Origin of the sequence: Devosia sp. Root685 (assembly GCF_001427875.1) — a bacterium.
Classification (GTDB): Bacteria; Pseudomonadota; Alphaproteobacteria; order Rhizobiales; family Devosiaceae; genus Devosia.
Window position 1 is genome coordinate 266,591 of sequence record NZ_LMHK01000004.1, and the last position, 15,661, is coordinate 282,251.

Annotated in this window: 20 protein-coding genes; 9 read left to right on the plus strand and 11 right to left on the minus strand. The window is 61.3% G+C overall.

The annotated features are described in order from the left end of the window. Positions 1–12 precede the first annotated feature (12 nt). From ASD83_RS18695 to ccmA, 9 genes are all read right to left on the minus strand, one after another. Positions 13–519, minus strand: coding sequence for a hypothetical protein (locus ASD83_RS18695; protein WP_056313797.1), 507 nt, complete (start codon positions 517–519; stop codon positions 13–15). A 39-nt stretch (positions 520–558) separates the two neighbouring features. Beyond that, positions 559–1,149: an NUDIX domain-containing protein gene (locus ASD83_RS18700; RefSeq protein ID WP_056313799.1), complete on the minus strand. Its 591-nt coding sequence runs from the start codon at positions 1,147–1,149 to the stop codon at positions 559–561. Between the two features lie 70 nt (positions 1,150–1,219). Beyond that, the gene (locus tag ASD83_RS18705) at positions 1,220–1,831 is read right to left on the minus strand and encodes a LysE/ArgO family amino acid transporter (RefSeq protein WP_056313801.1); all 612 of its coding nucleotides are present in this window, start codon (positions 1,829–1,831) and stop codon (positions 1,220–1,222) included. Between the two features lie 82 nt (positions 1,832–1,913). Then, positions 1,914–2,372, minus strand: a complete 459-nt coding sequence (locus tag ASD83_RS18710) for an SRPBCC domain-containing protein (protein ID WP_056313803.1) — start codon at positions 2,370–2,372, stop codon at positions 1,914–1,916. Between the two features lie 30 nt (positions 2,373–2,402). Then, positions 2,403–2,936 carry a DsbE family thiol:disulfide interchange protein gene (locus ASD83_RS18715; RefSeq protein ID WP_056313805.1) on the minus strand — a complete coding sequence of 178 codons (534 nt, stop codon included), beginning with the start codon at positions 2,934–2,936 and terminating at the stop codon, positions 2,403–2,405. Further along, a complete protein-coding gene (ccmD, locus tag ASD83_RS20800) occupies positions 2,933–3,097 on the minus strand; it encodes a heme exporter protein CcmD (protein WP_082561344.1) in 165 nt (54 codons plus the stop codon). The genes ASD83_RS18715 and ccmD overlap by 4 nt, the downstream gene beginning before the upstream one ends. Further along, positions 3,097–3,855: a heme ABC transporter permease gene (locus ASD83_RS18720; protein ID WP_056313807.1), complete on the minus strand. Its 759-nt coding sequence runs from the start codon at positions 3,853–3,855 to the stop codon at positions 3,097–3,099. Before ASD83_RS18720 ends, ccmD begins: the two co-directional genes overlap by 1 nt. A 77-nt stretch (positions 3,856–3,932) precedes the next feature. Further along, positions 3,933–4,598, minus strand: coding sequence for a heme exporter protein CcmB (gene ccmB, locus ASD83_RS18725; RefSeq protein WP_056313809.1), 666 nt, complete (start codon positions 4,596–4,598; stop codon positions 3,933–3,935). Further along, the gene (ccmA, locus tag ASD83_RS18730) at positions 4,595–5,221 is read right to left on the minus strand and encodes a heme ABC exporter ATP-binding protein CcmA (RefSeq protein ID WP_056313811.1); all 627 of its coding nucleotides are present in this window, start codon (positions 5,219–5,221) and stop codon (positions 4,595–4,597) included. The genes ccmB and ccmA overlap by 4 nt, the downstream gene beginning before the upstream one ends. A 157-nt stretch (positions 5,222–5,378) precedes the next feature. Between ccmA and acnA the strand changes: the two genes are divergently transcribed. The 4 genes from acnA (at position 5,379) to ASD83_RS18750 (ending at position 10,124) form a co-directional block, all read left to right on the plus strand. Beyond that, a complete protein-coding gene (acnA, locus tag ASD83_RS18735; RefSeq protein WP_056313813.1) occupies positions 5,379–8,132 on the plus strand; it encodes an aconitate hydratase AcnA in 2,754 nt (917 codons plus the stop codon). 135 nt (positions 8,133–8,267) lie between these two features. After that, the gene (locus ASD83_RS18740) at positions 8,268–9,002 is read left to right on the plus strand and encodes a DUF1223 domain-containing protein (RefSeq protein ID WP_056313815.1); all 735 of its coding nucleotides are present in this window, start codon (positions 8,268–8,270) and stop codon (positions 9,000–9,002) included. Positions 9,003–9,267: 265 nt separating this feature from the next. Beyond that, positions 9,268–9,654: a DUF2794 domain-containing protein gene (locus tag ASD83_RS18745; protein WP_156386049.1), complete on the plus strand. Its 387-nt coding sequence runs from the start codon at positions 9,268–9,270 to the stop codon at positions 9,652–9,654. Beyond that, positions 9,651–10,124 (plus strand): GNAT family N-acetyltransferase, encoded by a 474-nt coding sequence (locus ASD83_RS18750; protein WP_056313819.1) that lies wholly within the window; start codon positions 9,651–9,653, stop codon positions 10,122–10,124. Before ASD83_RS18745 ends, ASD83_RS18750 begins: the two co-directional genes overlap by 4 nt. Positions 10,125–10,134: 10 nt before the next feature. Here ASD83_RS18750 and ASD83_RS18755 read toward each other — a convergent pair whose 3' ends face one another. Both ASD83_RS18755 and ASD83_RS18760 read right to left on the minus strand, forming a co-directional pair. After that, the gene (locus ASD83_RS18755; RefSeq protein ID WP_056313821.1) at positions 10,135–10,632 is read right to left on the minus strand and encodes a GNAT family N-acetyltransferase; all 498 of its coding nucleotides are present in this window, start codon (positions 10,630–10,632) and stop codon (positions 10,135–10,137) included. A 98-nt stretch (positions 10,633–10,730) separates the two neighbouring features. After that, positions 10,731–11,456, minus strand: coding sequence for a Bax inhibitor-1/YccA family protein (locus ASD83_RS18760; protein WP_056313822.1), 726 nt, complete (start codon positions 11,454–11,456; stop codon positions 10,731–10,733). Positions 11,457–11,659: 203 nt separating this feature from the next. On the opposite strand from ASD83_RS18760, the gene thpR reads away from it, so the two are divergent. From thpR to ASD83_RS18785, 5 genes are all read left to right on the plus strand, one after another. After that, positions 11,660–12,199 (plus strand): RNA 2',3'-cyclic phosphodiesterase, encoded by a 540-nt coding sequence (gene thpR / locus ASD83_RS18765; RefSeq protein ID WP_056313825.1) that lies wholly within the window; start codon positions 11,660–11,662, stop codon positions 12,197–12,199. Positions 12,200–12,416: 217 nt separating this feature from the next. After that, the gene (locus ASD83_RS18770; RefSeq protein WP_056313826.1) at positions 12,417–12,938 is read left to right on the plus strand and encodes an invasion associated locus B family protein; all 522 of its coding nucleotides are present in this window, start codon (positions 12,417–12,419) and stop codon (positions 12,936–12,938) included. An 88-nt stretch (positions 12,939–13,026) separates the two neighbouring features. Continuing rightward, complete coding sequence (locus tag ASD83_RS18775; protein WP_056313828.1) at positions 13,027–13,527, plus strand: invasion associated locus B family protein; 501 nt, start codon at positions 13,027–13,029, stop codon at positions 13,525–13,527. Between the two features lie 516 nt (positions 13,528–14,043). Next, entirely contained in the window at positions 14,044–15,252 is a 1,209-nt protein-coding gene (rlmN, locus tag ASD83_RS18780) for a 23S rRNA (adenine(2503)-C(2))-methyltransferase RlmN (protein ID WP_156386050.1), read from the plus strand. After that, on the plus strand, positions 15,252–15,650 hold the full coding sequence (locus ASD83_RS18785; protein WP_056313830.1) for a bleomycin resistance protein: 399 nt from the start codon (positions 15,252–15,254) through the stop codon (positions 15,648–15,650). The genes rlmN and ASD83_RS18785 overlap by 1 nt, the downstream gene beginning before the upstream one ends. Positions 15,651–15,661 lie beyond the last annotated feature (11 nt).

Genomic DNA, 15,661 nt, shown 5'->3' on the forward strand with positions numbered 1-15,661 from the left:
GCCCCGGACGTTTCAGAGGCGCCGCGCCACGAAGGTCGCATTGGGTGCGCCCGGCACGGTCGGGCGATAGGTGCAGCGGAGCGAACCGACCTGCGGATGGTCCGGCACCAGCACGCGTCCATTGTTCTGCGTCTGGTTCTTGAAGATTTCCGAGAGGATCAGATCGATCAGCCCCCGCGGTCGGCAGGTGATGGTGGCTGCCGCCCAGGCCATCCCGCCCGAGCAGCTCTGGCGCCTGAGATCGATCGTCACGTCCCGCCCCGAAGCCCGCCAGTCGAGCCGGCCCTCGCAGCGAACGCCCTGTCCGCGCACCGAATAATTGCCGCGCCGTTCAAGGCAAAAGGTCAGCCGGTTGGCCCCATAGAGATTGCGATCGGCCTGATAGCATCCGGCGACCACCGCGCTCCCGCCCGGCGCATCGGGCACCAGCACCCGCGTCGAGGCGTCCTGTGCGAGGGCGCCGCCCGTCAGGAGCAGAAACAGCCCCACGATCCATCCCGCCAAAGACTTCGACATCATAGTCGTCTCCTCCTGCGTCCCGCATGAGGATAGAGCGTTTCAGGCTTTGCGGTCTATCGTCATTTCTCCCAAGCGCAGATGCTGGAGCAGAATGACGGTTTTGCCATCAACGATCCCACCATCGCGGCAGGCCACAATGGCATCGTCAAGCCCCATTTCCACCACTTCAAGCTCCTCGCCCTCTTCGAGGAGACCACCGCCAACATGACGATAGGTGCTCTCGTCATAGTGGCCGGCAAACAGACTAACCTTTTCCTGCACGGAACCGGGCGACATATAGACGTCGCCGACATGAACCACCTCGCGCGGTTCGTGCCCGGTTTCCTCCAAGGCCTCGCGGCGCGCACAGGTTTCGGGATCGTCGCCATCGAGCAGGCCCGCGCAGACTTCGAGCAGAAAGGCCGCATCGCCATTGGCCATCGCCGGATAGCGAAACTGACGCACCAGCAGGACGGTACGCTTCGCGGGGTTGAACAAGACCATGGCCGCAGCATTGCCATGGTCGTAATTCTCGCGGGAAAGCCGCTGCACCGTGCCATCGTCGCGACGGTAGTCCAGCGCGACCCGCGTCAGCGTGCCCCAGTCATCGGAGAGAATTTCCGTGCCGATAACAGTAACTTTCTCGTCCATGATGCTTCCCGTTGGCGTTCGGCCGGACGCTCGCGCATTTTCCCCGATTCTGGAACCTCGTGCATGAACGTCAGCCACCCAGCACCAGCTTGAGCGCAATGGCCCACATGACCATGGCGATGATCGCTTCGAGGATGCGCCAGGCAAAGGGCTTGGCAAAGATGGGCCGCAAAAAAGCGGCGCCATAGCCAAGGGCAAAGAAAAACGCAAAGGACCCCATAATAGCGCCCGCGGCGAAATGCACCTCACGGCCGGCAAACTGGGTCGAGATCGTCCCGAGCAGCACGACCGTATCGAGATAGACATGCGGATTGAGCCAGGTGATGGCAAGACACGCCAAGAGGGTCGGCATCAGGGGTTTTGCCAACCCCGCCTCTTCAGCCGCAAGAGCGCTTCGGGATTTCAGAGCGGAATAAAGGCTCCGCGCCCCATACCAGAAAAGAAAAGCCGCGCCCCCAAACCGCATCACCGGATCGAGCCAGGGCAGCAGAGCGGCAATCCGCCCAAAGCTCGTCACGCCCAAAACGATCAGCGCTGCGTCAGACGCCGCGCAGACCAAACAGACGGCAAGAACGTGCTCGCCCTTGAGCACCTGGCGCAGCACAAAGGCATTTTGCGCACCGATCGCGACAATGAGGCTGAGGCCAATAGAAAGGCCCGCGATGAAAACCGGAATATCCATGCCCCTCGCGCTAACCGACCCGGCCCGATTAGGCAATCCGTCCAATATTGCAACCGCTCAATCCTATGGCGCCATAGAACCGCTAACCCTCAACGAATTTTGCCAGATTTTCCAGTGAGGACGCCAATCCCTCGGCGTGATCCCTAGCATCGATACCGCTCGGCACATTCTCGGCGCGAATCATCACCTCGGTACCTTCCGGGACCGACCGCAGGATCCAGTTCATCACCATAGTCCCGGCAAAGGCGGGATCGTCGGAGACGAAATCCACCGCCTGCGAGATCAGCGCGCCCGGAACCAGATCGAGAAACCGGGCCACCACGTCATCGGAATTTCCGCCGGTCTTGCCGGCAATGGCGGGATCATCGTAGCGCAACACCATGCGATAGTGTCCACCGGGACGCAGATCGAATTCCCGCATCTCCCCTGTCATACCTGCGGGCGGCAGCCAGACGACCATGGCTTCGGGCCACGTCATGGCGGCATAAACCGCCTCAGGCGTTGCATCCACAATGCGGCTGGCGCTGTCAGTTCGGCTCATGGTCGTCCCTCCTCGCGGAAACAGTGTGCGCTAGAGCCGTGCCTTTTCCAAGGCGGGGAGCAATTCCCTTTCGATCGTCTCCGCCGTCAGCGGGCCGACATGCTTGAAGGTGATCGTCCCCTTGCCATCGACGACAAAAGTTTCCGGCACGCCATAGACGCCCCAATCGATCGAAACCCGCCGGTCGCGATCGGCTCCTATGGCGTCATAGGGATTGCCCAGTTCGGCCAGAAAAGCGCGGGCATTCTCCGGCGCATCGGAATGGTTGATGCCAAAGAGGCGAACCCTGGTTTCCGCCTTGAGCGCTTCGAGCAGCGGATGTTCGTCCCGGCACGGAATGCACCAGGAGGCAAAGACATTGACCACGGTCGGCTCGCCCTTGAGCGAGGCCGTATCGAAGCCGGGCACATCCATGCCCTCGACCGGCGGCAGCGAGAACTCCGGTGCCGGCTTATCGATAAGAACCGAGCGCACCAGGTTTGGATCGCGATTGATAGAGCTGGCAAAAACCGCAATCAGCCCAACGAGCAGCAGCAAGGGCGCAGCAAAGAGCAGTTTCTTCATTGAGCAGAACCGTTCGAGCGCTGGTTGTCCCCCAGCTCTTCGAGCCGGCGCTTCGTCTGGCGTGCGGCCAAGACCGTCCAGCCGATCAGCGCGGCAAGGCCGAGAAAGACGCCGGCATAAGCGGAAATGATGAACTCGGCATGCGCACCCAGGGCGATCATTATGCCTCTCCCCGAGCGGCGCGACGCTCAAGCGTCGTGATGCGGCGGCGGCGCACTTCGGTATGCATGGCGGCCAGCTGCAGCGTGATGAACAAAAAGGTGAAGGCAAAAAACATGACAAAGAGCGGCGTCAGGATTTCGCCGGGCATGGTCGGACCGTCAGCGCGAAAGACGCTAGCGGGCTGGTGTAGCGTCGACCACCAATCGACCGAAAACTTGATGATCGGAATGTTGACCGCACCAACGAGCGTGAAGATGGCGACGACGCGGGCCGCGCGTAACTGATCGTCAAAAGCGCGCCAGAGCGCGACGATCCCGAGATAGATGAAAAGGAGAACCAGGGTGGACGTCATCCGCCCGTCCCATTCCCAAAAAGTGCCCCAGGTGGGACGGCCCCAGAGCGAGCCGGTGAAAAGCGCCATGGCGGTAAAGGCAGCCCCCAGCGGCGCCGCAGCCTTCATTGACACATCGGCCATCGGGTGGCGCCAGACCAGCGTGCCGAGCGCAGAAACCGCCATGGTGGCGTAGACGAACTGGCTGAGCCAGGCCGTCGGCACATGCACATACATGATGCGCACCGTGTCACCCATGTACTTTTCCGGCGGCGAGGAAAAGAAACCGTACCAGAGGCCCGCCGCGAACAGCACGCCCGTGAGCAATGCCAGGGGCAGGATGAGCGGTCGCGTCAGGGCGACGAACTGGCCAGGGTGGGACAGCCGGTTCCACCAGGTCATTTTTGGCGTGGTGTCGATGGTCATGCTTCGACGGGGCTTTCGGAACGCATGGTGTCTCAGCGCTTTCTGGCAAAAATGGCAATCATTTTTGCCAGAAACGCTTAGTCTTCCCCCCAGTCTACCGCAAGCGCCGCCGCGAAGGGAGACAGCACCACGACCATGAGACTGAGTGCCGCAAGGAGCAGCGCCGCGGCCTGTGCCTGATCGGGTCCACCGCTGGCGGAAATGGCGCCAACCCCGAAGATCAGGACTGGCACGGAGAGCGGCGCAATCAGGATGGGCGCCAAAAGCCCGCCGCGCCGCGTCGCCACGGTTATCGCCGCGCCAATCGCCCCAAACCCGGCAAGGGCCGGCGTGCCGAGCAATAGAGACAGCACCATGCGCCAAAAGGTTTCGCCATCCATGGCAAGCAGCAAAGCCAGCACGGGTGACGCAAGGATCAGCGGCAGAGCCGAGGTCAGCCAATGGGCAATCACTTTTGCGCCAACCACGGCCGAAAGCGGCAGATCGGCCAGACGATAGAGCGCCAGCGTGCCGTCGGCCCGGTCCGGACCAAAAAGCTTTTCAAGGCCCAGCAACATGGCGAGGAAAGCCGCGATCCAGACAATGCCGGGCGCGATGCGGGCCAGCAGCACCTTGTCCGGCCCCACCGCAAACGGCACGATCGCGCCGACGATGACAAAGAACAGAACAAGGGTGAGAACCTCGCCACCACCGCGCAGGCTCAGGCGAATTTCGCGGGTGAGCACGGAGATAAAGCCGCTCATGCGCGGCGCTCCAGCGCAAAGACGGCAAGGCCTTCAAGCGCAATGGCATCGTGGCTGGCGATAACGGCAATACCCCCTTGGGCAAGATGGTCGCCGATCAGGCCGGCGAGGAGCTGTTGACCATCCGCATCGAGCGCGGATGTCGGTTCATCAAGCAGCCAGACCGGCCTGGCCGAAACAAGAAGGCGCGCCAGCGCCAATCGCCGCTGCTGACCGGCCGATAGATAGGCGGCATCGAGTTTTGCCTGACGGGCAAGCCCAACCCGCTCAAGTGCTTCTGTGGCTGACAATGCGGGATTCCCATTGATCCCGCGCCAGAAGTCGAGCGTTTCGACCGCCGTCAGCCGGGGCCGGATGGCGTTGCGATGCCCACAATAATGATAGGCCGGCCCAAAATCCGCGTCATGCCCCTCAAGCGCAACCGAGCCCTGAAGCGGGGTGAGAAGCCCCGCAAGGGTGAGAAGGAGAGTCGATTTGCCGACGCCATTGGGGCCGCGCAGCATCAGTCCGCCACCCGCGGGGACACAAAGGGCAATATCGCTGGCCAGCACGGTCTCGCCCCGACCGACGCCCAGCGCGAAAGTCTTGAGGCAGAGCGAAGAATGGACGTGCCGTTCAGTCATGGCCCCATCTCGTATTGAAGCAACCACAAGACTGGCAAGCGCTTTTCTGATTGACTATATCCCATTGAGATTAGAGTCATTCCAGGAAACGCGGCTAAAACCGGCGGCCCCCATTGCACTCCGGTATGCAGCGTGTAGCAGCAAAGGGCGGAGCAAAGTGGCCTCACGAGATAGCTTCAAATCCAAGTCGACCCTGACGGTCGGCGGCAAGACCTACACCTATTATTCCATCGCCGAAGCGGAAAAGAACGGCCTGGCGGGTGTGTCGAAACTGCCCGGCTCGATGAAGGTCGTGCTCGAAAACCTGCTGCGCTTCGAAGATGATCGCACGGTCACCAAAGCCGATATTCTGGCGGTCGCCGAATGGCTCACGACGCGCACCTCGGAACACGAAATCTCTTATCGCCCGGCCCGCGTCCTGATGCAGGATTTCACCGGCGTTCCCGCCGTCGTCGATCTCGCCGCCATGCGCGATGCCACCGCCAAACTCGGCGCCAATCCACAAAAGATCAACCCGCTGGTGCCCGTCGATCTCGTTATCGATCACTCGGTGATGGTGGACTCCTTCGGCACCCCCCTCGCCTTCGCACAGAATGTCGAGCTTGAATATGAGCGCAATGGCGAGCGCTACGAATTCCTGCGCTGGGGCCAGTCCGCCTTCGACAACTTTCGCGTTGTGCCGCCCGGTACGGGTATCTGTCACCAGGTGAACCTTGAATATCTGGCCCAGACCGTCTGGACCAAGACCGAGGATGGCGAAACCATCGCCTATCCCGATACGCTGGTCGGTACCGACTCGCACACCACCATGGTCAACGGCCTCGCCGTGCTCGGCTGGGGCGTCGGCGGCATCGAAGCAGAAGCGGCCATGCTCGGCCAGCCGATCACCATGCTGATCCCCGAAGTCGTCGGCTTCAAGCTGGTTGGGAAAATCAACGAAGGCATTACCGCCACCGATCTCGTGCTGACGGTCACCGAAATGCTGCGGAGACAGGGCGTGGTCGGAAAGTTCGTCGAATTTTTTGGGCCCGGCCTCGACTATCTCAGCCTCGAAGATCAGGCGACCATCGCCAATATGGCACCCGAATATGGCGCCACCTGCGGCTATTTCCCGGTCGACGCCGATACCCTCAAATTCCTCTCGACCACCGGCCGCGACCCCGATCGCGTGGCGCTGGTCGAAGCCTATTCCAAGGCCCAGGGCATGTTCCGCACCACGGACACGCCGGACCCCACTTTTACGTCCACGCTCGAACTCGACCTCTCGACGGTGGTTCCCTCTTTGTCGGGTCCAAAACGCCCGCAGGATCGCGTTGCGCTCAAGGACGTCACCCGCTCCTTTGACGCTGCGCTGCCCGAACTCTCCGGCGGACGCATCGAGCGCACGCGCCTTCCCGAGGACAAGCAGGAAAGCCGCTATGTCGATGAAGGCGCCAATGGCGTTCATGACATCCCCGAAGAAGCCGCCTTCCCGGTCAAGGGTGCGGATTATCGCATCACCGACGGCTCGGTGGTGATTGCCGCCATTACTTCGTGCACCAATACCTCCAATCCCTCGGTTCTGGTGGCCGCCGGTCTCGTTGCCCGCAAGGCGCGCGCACTTGGCCTCAACTCAAAGCCCTGGGTCAAAACCTCGCTGGCCCCCGGCTCGCAGGTGGTCACCGATTATCTCACCGCCGCTGGCCTCCAGGCCGATCTCGACGCCATCGGCTTTAACCTTGTCGGCTATGGCTGCACCACCTGCATCGGCAATTCCGGTCCCCTGCCCCAGGCGATTTCCGACACCATCAACGAGAACAAACTCGTTGCCGCCTCAGTCCTCTCGGGCAATCGCAACTTTGAAGGCCGCGTGAACCCCGACGTGCGGGCAAACTACCTCGCCTCCCCGCCGCTGGTCGTCGCCTATGCGCTTCTCGGGACGCTCAACGTGGACATCACCACCGAGCCACTCGGCACCAGCACGGACGGAAAACCGGTCTATTTGAAGGACATCTGGCCGACCAATCACGAGATCGCCGAGATCGTGCGCCAGCACGTCAATGCCGACATGTTCCGCAAGCGCTATTCCGACGTGTTCAAGGGCGACGACCACTGGCAGGCGATATCGGTCGAAGGCGGCGAGACTTATGGCTGGAACGGCACGTCCACCTATGTGCAAAACCCGCCCTATTTCGAAGACCTCACAATCGAACCCAAGCCGGTCACCGACGTCGTTTCGGCCCGCGTCCTGGCGCTTTTCCTTGACTCCATCACCACCGACCACATTTCTCCGGCCGGTTCGTTCAAGTCCGGCACGCCCGCCGGCAAATATCTGATGGATCATCAAGTCGCCCCGAAGGACTTCAACTCCTACGGCGCCCGCCGCGGCAATCATGAAGTGATGATGCGCGGCACCTTCGCCAATATCCGCATCAAGAACATGATGCTCGACGGCGTCGAAGGCGGTTTTACCAAGGGTCCCGACGGCTCGCAGATGGCGATCTACGATGCCGCCATGGCCTATCAGGCGCAAAACACCCCGCTGGTGATCTTTGCCGGCAAGGAATATGGCACCGGCTCCTCACGCGACTGGGCCGCCAAGGGCACGAACTTGCTCGGCGTGAAAGCCGTCATCGCCCAGAGTTTTGAGCGTATTCACCGCTCCAACCTCGTCGGCATGGGCGTCATTCCGCTGCAGTTCAAGGACGACGAAAGCTGGCAGACCCTCGGCCTTGATGGCACCGAAACCGTCGATATATCAGGCGTTGAACAGATCGAACCGCGCGCCACGGTCACCGTAAAAATCACCCGCGCCGATGGCTCGGTGCTCAATATCGAAACCCGCTGCCGCATCGATACCGCCAACGAACTCGACTATTTTAAAAACGGCGGCATCCTGCACTACGTGCTGCGCAGCCTCGTCGCCGCATAGGCGCGCTAGGGATGAATCTAGAGACGGCGGCGACTGGCCGCCGTTTTCGTTTCTGCTGAACGAAGGGCCCAAAGGCGAATTCTCACCCTCTTTTGACTAGGCAGGGGGTATAAGGCCAGCCTACAACCTTGCTCCATGATCAGACTTCTCCCCGGCCTGCTCCTCGGCCTTGCAGCCAATTTCGTCATTGCCGGCCCCTCTTGGGCGCAAGACCTGCACATAAAACCCAAGGCCGTGGTGGAATTGTTCACGAGCCAGGGCTGTGCGTCCTGCCCGCCGGCCGATGCGCTGCTGACCGCGCTTGCCGAACGTGACGATGTGGTCGCCCTCGCCTTTCACGTCGATTATTGGGACTATGTGGGTTGGAAGGATACCTTCGCGCAGGAGGCCTATTCCGACCGGCAGCGCGCCTATGCCAAGGGCTGGGGGTCCTCGCGCATCTATACCCCGCAAATCGTCATCAATGGCGCCAAGGCGGTGGTCGGTTCGCGCCGCAATGAGGTGCAACAGGCCCTCGACCGCGCCAGTCTGCCGCTCGCCATGGACCTGACGCTCAATGGCGACATGCTGAAAATTTCCCTGCCCCCCAAGCCCGATCTTTCCGACGCCGTGGTCTGGCTCGTGACCTATATGGAGCGCGCCGACGTCAAGATCGACAGCGGCGAGAATGCCGGAAAGTCCATGGTCTATACCCAGGTGGTGACCGGACGGCAGGTATTGGGCATGTGGGAGAGCAAGACCGGCGCCGAGCTTAAATTACCGCTCGGCGAAGTGCTGGGCGCGGCCAATACGGGCATCGCCATCGTCGTGCAACAGGAGCGCGGCGGCCTGCCGGGCGCCATTCTTGCTGCCGGCGCCTACGAGCCCTGACAAAGAAAAACGCCTGCTCCGGGGGCTTGGAGCAGGCGTGACTGACTTTGGAGGTCAGAAAAGGAGACTGGCAACCGGACGTCATGGTTGGGGGCTCGGTCGGTCCGATTGCCAGCCGCTGGAGGCAATGGTCAGAAGATGCCGGTCCAATGGGGCGTCTTAAGGGACGAATCGTGGCCGAATTGGGATTTTTTCTTTTCTTGCCAAGCCATCGGAATATGCCGATCATGACTGTCCGATGACATGAATCTCCCTGGAGAAACGCGTGCAGGGTCGTCAGCCAAATGAGTCTCTGGCCAATCTTTCGCTGGTGCATGTGGGCGAACCGCAAAACCAGCCGGCCCGCCCCGTTCAGCCCATCGTTGCTTTCGACCGCCGCGAACTGATGCTGATTCTCTCCGTCTATGGCCGCAAGGTCGGGCAGGGCGAATGGCGCGACTACGCCATGGATTTTCTGAAAGACCGGGCGCTGTTTTCAATCTATGCCCGGGTTTCCGAACGCCCGCTTTTCGTCGTCGAGAAAAATCCAAAACTACGCGCCAGGCAGGGCCAATACCTGATCACCAACCAGCAGGGCCGCATTTTGAAGCGCGGCCACGACCTCTCCCAGGTCCTGCGCGTGCTCGATCCCGATCTTGCCGTAGTGGGATGAGCATCTCGGTTCGGCGGGCGGAGCCGGGCGACATTCCCGCCATGAGCCGCATACTCATCGCCTCCATCATCGAACTCTGCGCTGCCGACCATGGCGATGATCCCGCCACGATCGCTGCATGGACGCGCAACAAATCACCCGATGGCCTGGCCGTCATGCTGGCCAATCCCGGTCTGCTGATGTTCGTCGCCGAAGATGCGGGCGCGATCGGCGCCGTGGGCGCGCTGACGCGAACCGGCGAAATCGCGCTCAACTATGTAGCGCCGGACATGCGGTTTCTTGGGCTCAGCAAGGCGCTGCTGGCCCGGCTTGAGGCCGAACTGGCCGCTCTTGGCTTTGCCGAAGGACGGCTCGAAGCGACCGCGACGGCCCGCCGGTTCTACGAACGTACCGGCTGGCTTGCCGATGGCCCGCAAGCGGCCGGGCGTAAGGTCAACGGCTATCCGATGAGAAAGGTGCTGGCAGGCTGAAACCGCCGCCTCACAGCGCCTTCTGCAAATGCACGATATCGTGCCAGCGGTCGAATTTGAGGCCCACGGACTTATAATAGCCCACGTGCTCGAAACCGAACTTTTCATGGATGGCGATGGAATTGGCCGTGTCCGCCGTGATCACCGCCAGCATCTGTTTAAAGCCGTGCGCCTTGGCCTCCGCCAGCAATTCGGTCAGCAGCGCCTTCCCGAGCCCCTTCCCGGTCTCGGTGGGGTCGAGATAGATGGAATCTTCGCAGGTGAAGCGATAGGCCGCGCGGGGGCGGTAAAAGCTCGCATAGGCATAGCCCAGCACTTTGCCCTCTCGTTCGGCAATGATCACCGGGTGGCCGAGTTTTAAAAGCCCCGCATATTTCTCCGCGATGCCCTCTTCGCCCGGCGCTTCGGTATCGAAGGTGATGGCGGTGTGCTCGACATAATGGCGATAGATTCTGGTGATCGCTGGAATATCGGACCAGGCAAACGGGCGAAGGGAAAAATCGGACATGGCGGCTTACAAAACAAAAGGACCGCAGCCTTTGTAAGCTGCGGTCCAAATATCAGTCCAACCAAATTCCTTGATTCTGCGATCAAGGAAGCTGCTGATTACTCGCGATTGCCGAAGAGGCGGAGGAGCATCATGAAGAGGTTGATGAAGTCGAGGTAGAGCGAGAGGGCACCCATGATGGCGTTCTTGGCCATCACGTCGGCGCCATAGGCGTCCGAATAGCTTTCCTTGATCTTCTGCGTGTCATAGGCGGTCAGGCCCGTAAAGATCAGCACGCCGACGACCGAGATGATGAAATCCATCATCGAGGACTGCATGAAGATATTCACGATCGAGGCGATGATGATGCCGATCAGGCCCATCATCAGGAAGTTGCCCATGCCGGTCAGGTCACGCTTGGTGGTGTAGCCATAAAGGCTCATCGCGCCAAAGGTAGCGGCGGTGATGAAGAACACTTTTGCGATCGAAGCGCCGGTATAGACGAGGAAGATCGAGGACAGCGACAGGCCCATGACGGCCGCGAAGGCCCAGAAGACGCCCTGCGCCGCGGTCACCGACAGCTTGTTGATGCCAAAGCTGAGCACCAGCACGAAAGCCAGCGGAGAGAGCATGATCACCCAGGCGAGCGGGCTGCCATAGAGCAGCTCGGCATTGGCCTGGCTCGACATGGCCCATTGGCTGGTGAAGTAAGCCACGACGCCGGTGACGACGAGGCCGAGGCCCATATAATTGTAGACGCGCAGCATATAGCTGCGAAGGCCCTCATCGATGGCCGCGGCCGAGCCGGCCCGCGCACCGAGGGTCTGACGGTCATATTCAGCCATTCTAATTCCCTTTCCCTTGGAAAATCGCGGTCGATATCACCGCCGGGGGCAATTGGCTTTTGCCACTTGAGTGCAAATATGGATTCGCAACCGTTGATTTACAAGGCGAAACGGCACGCTGCGACATCTGTGACTGGCCAGATGACTCGATTGTGCTACTCTTCCGTTCAGAGATTGCGTCGCTCCTGCCTGGGAGAACTGCCATGCCCCGGCTTTTTACCGGCCTCGAAATCCCTTCGGACGTGGGTTTTGCCCTGTCCTTGAAGCGCGGTGGCCTCAGTGGTGCGCGCTGGATCGATCCCGAAAATTATCACATTACCCTCAGATTCATTGGCGATGTCGATAATCCGACCGCCAATGACGTCGTGGACAATCTCGACTACCTCAGCCAAAGCCTGCGCTTTCCGATCCGGCTGACCCATCTCGGCACCTTTGGTGGCGACAAGCCCCGCGCCCTTTATGCCGGCGTCGAGCCGAGCGAAGCGCTCAATCGCCTACAATCGGCCCATGAGCGCATGCTGCAACGCGCCGGGCTGCCGCCCGATGGGCGCAAATTCGTGCCCCATGTCAGCCTCGCCCGCTTGCGCGGCACCGCCCCCGAAGATGTGGCCCGCTTTATCGCCGAAGCCGGGCGCTTTGAACCCCTGAGCTTCTCCGTGCCGCGCTTCGCGCTCTTTTCGAGCCGGGATTCGGTGGGGGGCGGTCCCTATGTGGTGGAAGAAACGTATCCGCTCGCCGCGTGATATGTGTCTCCTCACGCAAGCGTTAGCCTCAATTTAACCGTTCGGGTTCAAAGCGGGTCGTGTGCCGCACACCTGCCAAATTGCCGCCGCCTTTGCCGAGCATTTGAGGCAAAAGCGGTGCATGAATGCCCCGCTTGACAGCTTGGTAACCATGTTTGCGGCATGCTGGGCGGACGCATCCCCCGCGAACTGGCAGCGAAAAGAGGAAAAATTGGCAATGAAGACAAAGACCGGTGGGCTCGTTTTTGGACTCGCGGTAACTGCCCTGGTGACTTTTGCAGCGGCCGCCCAGGCGCAGCAAGCCACGGAACTGGGCTCGTTCAACGCCTGGAGCGCCTGGCAGGCAACCGATGCCAGCGGCCAGATCTGCTACATTTCGGCCACCCCGACGAAGTCGGAGCCCGCGGGCGCCAATCGCGACCCGATCCACTTCATGATCATCCATCGCAAGGGCCTCGGCACCAAGAACGAGGTGCAGACCCTGATCGGCTATCCGTTCAACGCCACCGCCGCCAATGCCAGCGCCTCGGTCGATGGAAAGTCCTATCCCATGGTTACCGAAGGCTCGGCCGCCTGGCTCGCCTCGACCGGCGATGAAGCGGGCTTTGTTTCCGCCTTCAAGGCCGGCAGCCAATTGCTGATCCAGGGGACGTCGCAGCGCGGCACCGTGACCACCGATACCTATTCGCTCTCGGGCGCCACCGCCGCGATGAACGCCATCGACGCCGCCTGCAAGTGATTTGGGCTTTGCCCGCTCTTTCCTTTAGACCATAAAGGGCGCCGGGCTTCGGCCCGCTGCCCGTTTCAATGCTGTGAGCCTCCCGTCCATGACCCTTGGAAACAAGTCCGCTCTCGCCCTGGCCATTGTTCTTGCCACCGCGTTGCCGGCGCTGGCGCAGTCGGCGCGCGTGCTGGGGGATTTCAGGGACTGGTCGAGCTATGCCGCCGACGATGGCTCAGGCACCATCTGCTTTGCCATGACCAAGCCCAAGAGCTCTGACCCCGCCGCCGAGAGCCAAGCCTATCTCTACATCACCAATCGCCCCGGCGAGGACGTGGTGGGTGAGATCAATATCGTGGCCGGCTACACGTTCCAGACCGGTTCGGTCGCCACCGTCAGCGTCGGCGGCCAGAATTTTGCGCTCTTTACCCAGGGCGACGCGGCCTGGCTTGACGATTCCGGACAGTCCGCCGCCCTCGCGGCCGCCATCCGCGCCGGCTCTGCGCTGACCGTCCAGGGCACCAATGCCGCCGGCACCCAGGTGATCCAGAACTATTCGCTTTCAGGCGCCACCGCCGCGCAGCAGGCCATCGGCGCCGAGTGCTGATCGGCTAGCGACCCGCAGACGCACTTATCCAACTTATCCCCGCCCCCTCCACCCCGTTATAGAATTCAAAAACTCCCCGCACGGGACGGAGTCGAGACGGACGGCTGCGGGGATGCTGAGCGCACGGGACCGTTCCCGTGTGGGTTCGGGGGCTGGTCCCACGCGACGAGCGATCAAGTGGCGCTATAAGTCCTGTCCAAAAAACTTCGAACTGTGCCGCAGGCAAAATCGCTCCAGTGGAGCGATTTTAAGAGAGAAGGCCATGTGAGCTATGCTCACATGGCGGGCCCCGAGGCGGTTTCGTCTCACTTAACTAAAATCTCAGGGGCGAAAGCGCCTCGGGGTCCGTTCCACTTGCAAAAAACCTGACGCGGCGACGCGGGTAGGGCAAAGTGCTGGGCACCGCGTCCTGCGCCAATCGCAGACCCGCCTCCCGCGGGCGTGACTTTGTGTTTTCAGTGCCCATATGCTATTGGCCGCGGACTTCCCGCATTACCGTTCCGTTTTAGAGCCGCCATGAGCATTGCGCTGAACCTCGACCATTCGACCGCCATCCGCCCGCAAGCGGCGGCAAGGCCGTCGCTGATCGGCCTCTCCAAGGCGCAACTCGCCGAAGCGCTCGTCACCCATGACGTGGTGGGCGAAAAGGAAGGCCGCATGCGCTCGAGCCAGCTCTGGAACTGGCTCTATGTGAACGGGGTCACCGATTTCGACCGCATGACCAATGTGGCAAAGCCAGTGCGCCAAAAACTGGCCGATACATTTATTCTCGATCGCCCGGAAATCGTCACCGAGCAGGTTTCGGTCGATGGCACGCGAAAGTGGCTGTTCCGCTTCCGCGATCCGCAAAACCCGAACTTTCCGGCCGTCGAGGTCGAAACCGTCTACATCCCCGAATCCGATCGCGGAACACTTTGTGTCTCTTCCCAAGTGGGCTGCACGCTGACGTGCTCGTTCTGCCATACGGGCACGCAAAAGCTGGTGCGCAACCTGACGGCGGGTGAAATTCTGGGCCAGATCCTCATGGCCCGCGAACGCCTCGGCGATTTTCCCGGCGGTTCGCGCCCCGACGATGGCGGCCTCGTGCCCGGTGGCGAAAGCCGCGCCATCACCAATATCGTGATGATGGGTATGGGCGAGCCGCTCTACAATTACGACAATGTCAAAAGCGCCCTGCTGATTGCCTCGGCCGGCGACGGCATGTCGATCTCCAAGCGCCGCATCACGCTCTCAACCTCCGGCGTCGTGCCCTATATCGAGCCGACCGGCCGCGAGATCGACGTTATGCTGGCCATTTCCCTCCACGCCGTGCGCGACGATCTGCGCGACGTGCTGGTGCCGATCAACAAGAAGTGGCCGCTGAAAGACCTGCTCGAAGCCTGCCGCAATTATCCCGGCCTCTCCAACTCGCGCCGCATCACCTTCGAATACGTGATGCTCGACGGCATTAACGACAGCGACGCCGAAGCCAAGGAACTGGTGCGCCTCCTCGCCGGCATTCCGGCCAAGATCAACCTGATCCCCTTCAACCCCTGGCCGGGCTCAAACTACGGCACTTCGCCCTCAAGCCGCATCGAGCGCTTCGCCGACATCGTCAACCGCGCCGGCTACGCCAGCCCCGTCCGCACCCCCCGCGGCCGCGACATTTTTGCAGCGTGCGGCCAGCTCAAGAGCGAAAGCGAACGGCTAAGCAAGAAGGACCGCGACGCGCTGGCGGGTGTGTGATGCAGCCGCTGGTTCCCGAACTTGCCGTTTCCAATATTGCCGCAAGTCGCCGCTTCTATTGCGACATCATCGGGTTTTCCGTCCTTTATGACCGCCCCGAAGAGGGCTTTGCCTATCTTCACCTCGGGCAAGCCGAACTGATGCTGGACCAGATCGGGATGGGGCGGGACTGGGTGACGGCTCCGCTCGTTGCGCCACTTGGACGTGGTGTGAATTTCCAGATTGCGGTTGAAGGTTTGGACGCGGTCCTCGATCGCCTTGCGACCGTGTCTCTTCCTCTGTTCGTTCCGGTCGAGACGAAAACCTACGGCACTGCTTCTGACGCGATCACCCAACGCCAATTTTGCGTTCAGGACCCGGACGGCTATCTGTTACGGCTTTTCGAACAACAAGCGTGACCGAAGGGACG

Coding starts and splice junctions, on each gene's coding strand:
- ASD83_RS18695 (WP_056313797.1), bottom strand. CDS start 519: ATGATGTCGAAGTCTTTGGCGGGATGGATCGTGGGGCTGTTTCTGCTC.
- ASD83_RS18700 (WP_056313799.1), bottom strand. CDS start 1,149: ATGGACGAGAAAGTTACTGTTATCGGCACGGAAATTCTCTCCGATGAC.
- ASD83_RS18705 (WP_056313801.1), bottom strand. CDS start 1,831: ATGGATATTCCGGTTTTCATCGCGGGCCTTTCTATTGGCCTCAGCCTC.
- ASD83_RS18710 (WP_056313803.1), bottom strand. CDS start 2,372: ATGAGCCGAACTGACAGCGCCAGCCGCATTGTGGATGCAACGCCTGAG.
- ASD83_RS18715 (WP_056313805.1), bottom strand. CDS start 2,936: ATGAAGAAACTGCTCTTTGCTGCGCCCTTGCTGCTGCTCGTTGGGCTG.
- ccmD (WP_082561344.1), bottom strand. CDS start 3,097: ATGATCGCCCTGGGTGCGCATGCCGAGTTCATCATTTCCGCTTATGCC.
- ASD83_RS18720 (WP_056313807.1), bottom strand. CDS start 3,855: ATGACCATCGACACCACGCCAAAAATGACCTGGTGGAACCGGCTGTCC.
- ccmB (WP_056313809.1), bottom strand. CDS start 4,598: ATGAGCGGCTTTATCTCCGTGCTCACCCGCGAAATTCGCCTGAGCCTG.
- ccmA (WP_056313811.1), bottom strand. CDS start 5,221: ATGACTGAACGGCACGTCCATTCTTCGCTCTGCCTCAAGACTTTCGCG.
- ASD83_RS18740 (WP_056313815.1), top strand. CDS start 8,268: ATGATCAGACTTCTCCCCGGCCTGCTCCTCGGCCTTGCAGCCAATTTC.
- ASD83_RS18750 (WP_056313819.1), top strand. CDS start 9,651: ATGAGCATCTCGGTTCGGCGGGCGGAGCCGGGCGACATTCCCGCCATG.
- ASD83_RS18755 (WP_056313821.1), bottom strand. CDS start 10,632: ATGTCCGATTTTTCCCTTCGCCCGTTTGCCTGGTCCGATATTCCAGCG.
- ASD83_RS18760 (WP_056313822.1), bottom strand. CDS start 11,456: ATGGCTGAATATGACCGTCAGACCCTCGGTGCGCGGGCCGGCTCGGCC.
- thpR (WP_056313825.1), top strand. CDS start 11,660: ATGCCCCGGCTTTTTACCGGCCTCGAAATCCCTTCGGACGTGGGTTTT.
- ASD83_RS18770 (WP_056313826.1), top strand. CDS start 12,417: ATGAAGACAAAGACCGGTGGGCTCGTTTTTGGACTCGCGGTAACTGCC.
- ASD83_RS18775 (WP_056313828.1), top strand. CDS start 13,027: ATGACCCTTGGAAACAAGTCCGCTCTCGCCCTGGCCATTGTTCTTGCC.
- rlmN (WP_156386050.1), top strand. CDS start 14,044: ATGAGCATTGCGCTGAACCTCGACCATTCGACCGCCATCCGCCCGCAA.
- ASD83_RS18785 (WP_056313830.1), top strand. CDS start 15,252: ATGCAGCCGCTGGTTCCCGAACTTGCCGTTTCCAATATTGCCGCAAGT.